Origin of the sequence: Caldisalinibacter kiritimatiensis (assembly GCF_000387765.1) — a bacterium.
GTDB lineage: Bacteria > Bacillota > Clostridia > Tissierellales > Caldisalinibacteraceae > Caldisalinibacter > Caldisalinibacter kiritimatiensis.
Map to the genome: position 1 here is coordinate 1 of NZ_ARZA01000126.1, position 7,874 is coordinate 7,874.

The window sequence follows — 7,874 nt, forward strand, 5'->3', positions numbered from 1 at the left end:
TAAATAAATAAAATGCAGTATTTATGCGAGTTGTAGAGTTCTGCAACGAGCTAATAACAAGTGGATAAAGGGGGACAACATGAAAGGAATAGCTATATATGTGGTATTTATTATTTTTATAACTATAATCATTCCCATAGCATTAATAAAAGGATGTGATATAGGAACAGAGAATTATGAACATGAAATAAAAAAAATAAAAAAAGAAAATGAAATCTCTATATATAATGTAAAAACAAAAAAGGTAGAAAAAATGAAACTTGAGGAGTATATAAAAGGTGTAGTAGCGGCTGAAATGCCAGCTGAATTTCATATAGAAGCATTGAAGGCACAAGCGGTAGCAGCAAGAACATATGCCATATATCGTATACAGAAATATAAAAACGGACATCCTGACCATCCACAAGCTCCTTTATGTACTGGGATTCATTGTCAGGCTTGGTTATCTAAAGATGAGCTAAGGCAAGTACATTCTAGTAGTAAATGGATGTATGAGCATTGGCCTAAGATAGAAGAAGCTGTTGAGAGTACAAAGGGAATTATCATTACTTACGATGGTAAACCTATAGAACCTTTGTTTCACTCTACAAGTGGAGGTATGACAGAAGATTCAGAGAAAGTGTTTTTATCTAAAGTACCTTATTTAAGAAGTGTTGTAAGTCCATATGAAAAAGGAGCACCCAAGTTGAAAAGCTCTGTAACTATGACAGTAGATGAGTTTATACAAAAGATAGAAAGCAAGTATAATAACATAAAGCTTACAAAATCTACATTACCTAATAAAATTCAATTAATAGAAAGAAGTAAAAGTGGGCGTATAACCAAGTTAAGAATAGATAATACAATAGTTACTGGGCGTGAAATTAGAGAATTATTTAAATTGAATTCAACTAATTTCAAAATAACTATAAGAGGAAATGAGTTGAAAATAAATACTATAGGTAACGGTCATGGAGTAGGTATGAGTCAGTGGGGAGCAAATGGCATGGCTAAAAATGGAAGTACATATGATGAAATATTAAAACATTATTATACAGGAGTAGAACTTCATAATATTGCCGAGCAGTAATGCTCGGTTTTTTTACGATAATTTTAAAAAAACCACTTTGTAGCTTTTTTTAAAATTATGTATTAAATACTAAAATATGGACATACTACTAATGGAGGTGAGGTTATGGAGGAAAATAACAAAAACAGAAACTCCATTAAAGACAAAACAAAATCAAGTTTCCGTAGGCTCATTGATAAAGAGGGGTTTTATATTATTTTATTCTTATGTATATGTATAGTGGCTACCACAGCAGTTTGGGTGTCTAGAAATAATGTTAACAAATTAGATACTATTGAGAATAAACAGGATAACCAATTAGAACAAACAGATTTACCACAAAATAACTTTACAGAAGATTCAAATGAACAATATGAAGAAGCAAAGGAAGAAAACCCAAGTATTGAAGTAATGGAAACAACAGAAGATAAAAATATTCAAAACACAAAAGAAAAACCTGCTCAAGATAAGAATAAAGCTATAGAAACAGCTAATGTAGCTTCTGCCAACACAACTGCTAATGTCAAGAAAAAGTCGAAGCAAGAGATATTAAAATCTATGATGTTACCAGTCAATGGAAAGCTTTCTTTAGATTATGCAAAAGACAAGTTGGTTTATTCAAAAACTTTAGAACAATGGACAACTCACCTTGGCATAGATATTTCAGCAAAACAAGGTAGTGTAGTAAGGGCTGTATTGGATGGCACAGTAGCTAAGATTGAAAAAGATACTAGATTAGGAATAGTTATAACATTAAATCATGGAAATGGTATACAAACAAGATATGCTAATCTTTCAACGGATAGCATGGTAAAGGTGGGTCAAGCAGTGAAAAAAGGCGACCCAATAAGTGGAATAGGTAAAGGGGTAAGCTTTGAAATGGCACAAGGACCACATCTACACTTTGAAGTTTTAGTAGATGGAGAGCATGTTAATCCTAAATTATATTTACCTAAGTTTAACTAGTTAGAGATGTGAAAAAATGTTCTATTATGTTTAAATAATGCATATTAATGTAAAAAGACTCCAACACAACTCTTCAAAGGGGGTTAGATATGTGAAAGACTACATAGAAGAACGGGCTTTAGAGATTGCAAAGTATATAATAGAAGAAGAAGCTACTGTAAGACAAACAGCTAATATTTTTGGAGTAAGCAAGAGCACTGTACACAAGGATGTAACTGAACGCCTTCCTAGGATAAACCCTCTTGTGGCTGGAAAGGGAAAAAAGGTGCTTGATAAAAATAAGGCAGAGAGACATATCAGAGGTGGCAAAGCTACAAAAATGAAGTATAAAGCTATGAGTCAGCAGCGATAAACTATAAGACAATTTGATATACAGAGAGGAATAATACTTTCTACTTATAGTCTATAAGTAGAAAGTATTATTTTTTTGTTAAATAGAAAAATATAGAAGGATTTTTTTTAAGTTTATAGAATATGATATTTAGTATGTCTAAATCTCGGACTTCTTGAAAAAGAATTAAGATTAGATTCTTATATAAATTAATGATTCTGTATTTTCAGTAAATTTTACATAAAGGTTATAAATTCTTATTGGAAAAAATGATGGAATGGGGGATGAATATGTTTAGTATTAGAGCAGATATGGGCATAGATTTAGGGACGGCTAGTGTTTTAGTGTATATAAAGGGAAAGGGTATAGTTTTAAAGGAGCCTTCAGTAGTAGCTATTGAAAAAAATTCAAATAAAATTTTAGCTGTAGGAGAAGAAGCTAGAAGAATGTTAGGAAGAACTCCAGGTAATATAGTGGCAATAAGACCTCTAAGGGACGGAGTTATTTCAGATTTTGAAGTTACTGAGAGAATGCTAAAATATTTTATTCAAAAAGCAGCAGGTTCAACTTTGTTTAAACCTAGAATTATAGTGTGTGTACCAAGTGGAGTAACAGAAGTAGAAAAGAAAGCAGTATTAGATGCTAGCAATCAAGCAGGAGCTAAGAGTACACGCTTAATCGAAGAACCTATTGCTGCTGCCATAGGTGCAGGTCTGGATATATCTAAACCTAGTGGTAACATGATAGTAGATATCGGTGGAGGTACAACAGATATAGCAGTAATATCTTTAGGGGGAATAGTGGTAAGCAACTCTATAAAAATAGCTGGAGATAAATTTGATGAAGCGGTTGTTAGATATATAAGAAAGAGACATAATATAATGATAGGGGAGAGAAGCGCTGAAGATTTGAAAATAAATATAGGTACAGCTTATCCAAGAAAAAAGGAAGTTTACATGGATGTGAGAGGAAGAAACTTGGTAACTGGACTTCCTAAGAATATGAAGATATCTTCAACTGAAATGTTAGAAGCTTTAGAAGAGCCTGTGACAGCTATAGCAGACGCAGTTCATTCTGTGTTAGAGAGAACTCCACCTGAATTGTCTTCAGATATAAGTGATAGAGGTATTATTATGACTGGCGGCGGTGCATTATTATATGGTCTTGATAAACTTATTAGTGAGAGAACAGGAGTGCCTGTTAAAGTAGCAGAGGATGCAGTGTCATGTGTAGCTAAAGGGACAGGTATAGCATTAGATTCTTTAGATGAATTAGATAACGGAATGGCATCAGCAGATAGAAGAAGGGCATATTAAATTAATTTACAGTTGACAATTTACAATGGACAATTGAATTGGCTATTAGCCGGTAACTAAAGAAATTTTGTCAACCCAAACCAAGAACTGTAGACCAATAGAAATAGGACTAAAGCACTACATATAAATTAAAAAAATTGCATGAACTTGTCGATATAAATAACGGATACGAATAATTATGGGGTGAATTAAATGTTAAATGGTTTATACACATCTACTACGTCGTTAATAGTGAATCAAAAGAGAATGGACACTTTATCAAATAACTTAGCAAATATAAACACTACAGGTTATAAAAAAGACTTAGTTATTGCAAAGTCTTTTCCAGAGATGTTGTTAAGAAAAATTAATGACAAAACGGATATGAAATCTATTAAGTCCTTTAAAGGTATTAATGTTGAGCAAGAAGGAAATAAATTTAGAATGAACACACAAAATGCATTTTTTAAAGTACAAACAAAGGATGGCGTAGGATATACAAAAGCTCTTGAATTTACAATAGATGAAGAAGGATATTTAAGAACATTTTATAAAGATGGTAATGGTAACATTAAAACAAACGGTGAAGGTTATATTTTAGGCAAAAACGGGAAAATAAAAGTAGAGAATAGTAATGTACAAATAGACTCAAATGGGAACGTATTGTCAAATGGACAAGTGCTTGATAATCTTGTTGCATTACCCAATCCAAGTGTTATAGGAACTACGAGTGCAGGTGTTAAATTAGATAGAGTAGCAATAAATTTCAAACAGGGTAATATAAAGGAGACGGGAAATAACCTTGATTTTGCACTAAGAGGAGAAGGGTTTTTTAAAGTGCATACAGATAAGGGAACTATGTATACTAGAGATGGTTCATTTACATTAAATGAAAATGGTGAACTTATAACATCAGAAGGACACTTTGTATTAGGAAAATATGGCTCAATAATAGTAGATGGAGACAATTTTTCTATAAATAAGAATGGAGAAATAATAAAAGATGGACAAGTTATAGATAAATTAGATGTTGTAAGAATTAGCAATAAAGAGCATTTAAAAAAGCAAGGAAATAATTTATATAAAATAACAGAAGGAGTCCAGGCAGAAGAATTAGAATTTAATGGACAAGTTCTACAGGGATATTTAGAAAATTCAAATGTTGATGCGATAAAGGAAATGACTAATATGATTACTTTACTTAGAAATTACGAAGCTAGTCAAAAAGTAATGAGAATTCAAGATGAATTATTAGGTAAAGCAGTGAATGATATAGCGAGAATATAGAATTTAATTGACAGTCGGCAATTAAATTTGCTACTGGCTTAAATATATGAGTTATATTGTTTATATTTCGTTAATTTTAAATTTCTCTATAAACGAAAGGAGATATGGATTATGGTTAGGTCGCTATGGACTGCAGCTACAGGGATGAAGGCACAACAACTTAATATAGATACTATTTCTAACAATCTTGCAAATGTAAATACGACTTCATATAAGGCACAAAGAGTTGAGTTCAAAGATTTACTTTATGAAACTTTAAAGAAAGGAAATACAGAGGATGGAAAAGGTACTCCTGTAAATTTAGAAGTAGGTCATGGAGTTATGCCTTCTGCTACAACTAGAAATTTTAAGATGGGGAGCTTTCAGGAAACACAAAACCCATTAGATTTAGCTATAGATGGATATGCATTTTTTGCGGTAGCAAGTCCAAATGGTGAAATAAATTATACAAGAGATGGTAGTTTTAAGTTAAGTATAGATGATGACGAGGGTAAAATAACTACTTCAGAAGGATATTATGTACTAGATGATAGTGATAATGAAATAGTAATAGAAAGTGGAATGACAGATTTATCTATAGATGAATTAGGAAATATTACGGCTGTAGATGAAGATGGAGAAACAGTGGAGCTAGGAAGACTTAAACTAGTTAAATTTATGAATCCAGAAGGACTTATAAGTGAAGGACAAAACTTATATAGTGCAACTGCAAGCTCAGGTGAACCAATAGAGGTAAAGGATGATGATACAGATTATAGAATATTACAAGGATATCTAGAAACATCAAATGTACAAGTAGTAGAAGAGATGGTTAAGATGATAACAGCACAAAGAGCATATGAAATAAATTCTAAATCAATACAGACATCAGATGAAATGATGCAAATGGCTAATAATGTTAGAAGATAAACATACAAATGTCCTTTGGTGGTGATGTAATGTGAATAGCATTAGAAATCTAAGCGTCAATAATGTAATAACTCAAGCTAACATACAAAAGAATAATAATGTTGAGAATTTAAAATCTAAGATAAATAATGCAGAGAAAACTAAAGATAATCAAAAGCTGATGGAAGTATGTAAAGAGTTTGAGAGTATTTTTATTCATATGATGTTAAAGCAGATGAGGTCTACAGTACCTGATAGTGGTATTACAAATAAAAGTACAGCTAGAGAGATTTTTGAGGATATGTATGACCAAGAAGTTGCAAAACAAGTATCTAACCAAGGTGAAGGTATTGGTATAGCAAAAGTATTATATGAACAAATGAAGAATAGTATCTAATGTAACAAAGTTAATATTATATGATAAAATATAAGGAGGGGTAAATCCTTTCCTTTTTTTATTGTTTATTAAGTGTGGGAGGTAATTTATGGATTTTATTTCTGTATTAAATCAAGCATCGGTACTATTTATATTACTTATAATAGGATTCGTAGTAAAGAAATTTAACATAATGACAGATGAATTAGGAAAAGGCATATCAAAGCTTGTGATATATGTTACTTTACCAGCATTAATCATAACAGCAATGAATTATAAGTTTTCTGAAGAAATGATGGAAAACAGCATAAAATTATTACTTATAGGCATAGGGGTATATGCCTTTATCCTTTTAATATCAGTAGTATTTTTAAAGGTTTTTCATGTTGAGGACATCAAGAAAAGAGGAGTATATCAATTTTTAACAATCTTCGGAAATGTAGGGTTTATGGGATATCCAATAGTAGAAGTCATTTTCGGTAAAATAGGTGTATTTTATGCTGCTATATATAATATTTGGTTTAATATTTTAATTTGGACTTTAGGTGTTATACTGGTTACTCCTGAGAGGAATAATAAGATTAATCTAAGGTCTTTAATAAACCCAGGGATTATATCTATAGGTATAGGATTCTTATTGTTTTTATTTTCTATAGAGCTACTAGAACCGATTTATATTTCTCTTGACAAATTAGGAGCATCTACTATACCAATGTCTATGTTGGTAGTAGGCTCATTGTTAGGAGATATGAAGTTTAAAGAAATATTTACTAATAGTCGCTTGATGGTTTCTGCGTTAATAAAGCTCATTATTATACCTTTAGTAGTGTATTTTGTTTTATCTATGTTTAATTTATCTCCAATAGTTATAGGCATACCTGTTATCATAAGTGCTATGCCTTCAGCGGTTAATGCAGCTATATTTGCGAGAATACACGAATCAGATTATAGATTAGCATCTCAAGGTGTTTTTCTTACTACAACATTGAGTATAATTACTATACCTTTAATAATGCTATTATTAACTATGTAATAAGGAGGAATTAATATGTTATCAAATATTGAAATTCAAGAACTTATTCCACATCGATATCCATTTTTATTAGTAGATAAAATAATTGAGTTAGAGCCAGGTAAGAAAGCAATTGGTATAAAGAATGTCACAATAAATGAACCTTTTTTCCAAGGTCATTTCCCAGGTAATCCACTAATGCCGGGGGTACTTATAGTAGAAGCTATGGCTCAAGTAGGAGCTGTTGCAGTAATGACACTTGAAGAAAATAAAGATAAATTAGCAGTATTTACAGGAATAGATAAAGTAAGATTTAAAAAGCAGGTAAGACCTGGAGATACATTGAGAATGGAAGTAGAGCTTATAACCATGAAGAGAGGAATAGGAAAAGCACAAGCAGTGGCATATGTAGGAGACGAAATTGCTTGTAAAGGAACTTTAATGTTTGGACTTGTTGAAAAGTAAAATTTTTAAAAGGATTTTAAATATATGTATAGAAATTTATATATGATATTTGCGTAAAAAGGGACGTGAAAGTTGACATTATTGATGGCTACTAGCCATTCGCTAATAGTGAAAAGCGAACAGACAAAAGGCGACTTTAGTCGCATTAATTTAGATAGTTGCAAAATACAAAATTAAACTTATCCACAGAAAATTAGTAAAAAAAA

At 31.3% G+C, this 7,874-nt stretch carries 9 protein-coding genes; all 9 read left to right on the top strand.

The window, feature by feature from the left end:
• Positions 1–79 precede the first annotated feature (79 nt).
• The 9 genes from spoIID to fabZ all read left to right on the top strand — a co-directional run bounded on the left by spoIID (position 80) and on the right by fabZ (position 7,668).
• Positions 80–1,069, top strand: a complete 990-nt coding sequence (spoIID, locus tag L21TH_RS06095) for a stage II sporulation protein D (protein ID WP_006311890.1) — start codon at positions 80–82, stop codon at positions 1,067–1,069.
• 105 nt (positions 1,070–1,174) lie between these two features.
• On the top strand, positions 1,175–2,014 hold the full coding sequence (locus tag L21TH_RS06100) for a M23 family metallopeptidase (protein WP_006311891.1): 840 nt from the start codon (positions 1,175–1,177) through the stop codon (positions 2,012–2,014).
• Positions 2,015–2,105: 91 nt separating this feature from the next.
• The gene (gene spoIIID / locus L21TH_RS06105; RefSeq protein ID WP_006311892.1) at positions 2,106–2,366 is read left to right on the top strand and encodes a sporulation transcriptional regulator SpoIIID; all 261 of its coding nucleotides are present in this window, start codon (positions 2,106–2,108) and stop codon (positions 2,364–2,366) included.
• 269 nt (positions 2,367–2,635) lie between these two features.
• Positions 2,636–3,661, top strand: coding sequence for a rod shape-determining protein (mreB, locus tag L21TH_RS06110; RefSeq protein WP_034429474.1), 1,026 nt, complete (start codon positions 2,636–2,638; stop codon positions 3,659–3,661).
• Positions 3,662–3,853: 192 nt separating this feature from the next.
• Positions 3,854–4,927, top strand: a complete 1,074-nt coding sequence (locus L21TH_RS06115; protein ID WP_006311894.1) for a flagellar hook-basal body protein — start codon at positions 3,854–3,856, stop codon at positions 4,925–4,927.
• 111 nt (positions 4,928–5,038) lie between these two features.
• On the top strand, positions 5,039–5,836 hold the full coding sequence (gene flgG, locus L21TH_RS06120; protein WP_006311895.1) for a flagellar basal-body rod protein FlgG: 798 nt from the start codon (positions 5,039–5,041) through the stop codon (positions 5,834–5,836).
• Positions 5,837–5,867: 31 nt separating this feature from the next.
• Complete coding sequence (locus L21TH_RS06125) at positions 5,868–6,212, top strand: rod-binding protein (RefSeq protein WP_006311896.1); 345 nt, start codon at positions 5,868–5,870, stop codon at positions 6,210–6,212.
• 88 nt (positions 6,213–6,300) lie between these two features.
• Positions 6,301–7,224: an AEC family transporter gene (locus tag L21TH_RS06130; RefSeq protein WP_006311897.1), complete on the top strand. Its 924-nt coding sequence runs from the start codon at positions 6,301–6,303 to the stop codon at positions 7,222–7,224.
• 15 nt (positions 7,225–7,239) lie between these two features.
• The gene (gene fabZ, locus L21TH_RS06135; RefSeq protein WP_006311899.1) at positions 7,240–7,668 is read left to right on the top strand and encodes a 3-hydroxyacyl-ACP dehydratase FabZ; all 429 of its coding nucleotides are present in this window, start codon (positions 7,240–7,242) and stop codon (positions 7,666–7,668) included.
• Positions 7,669–7,874: the final 206 nt, after the last annotated feature.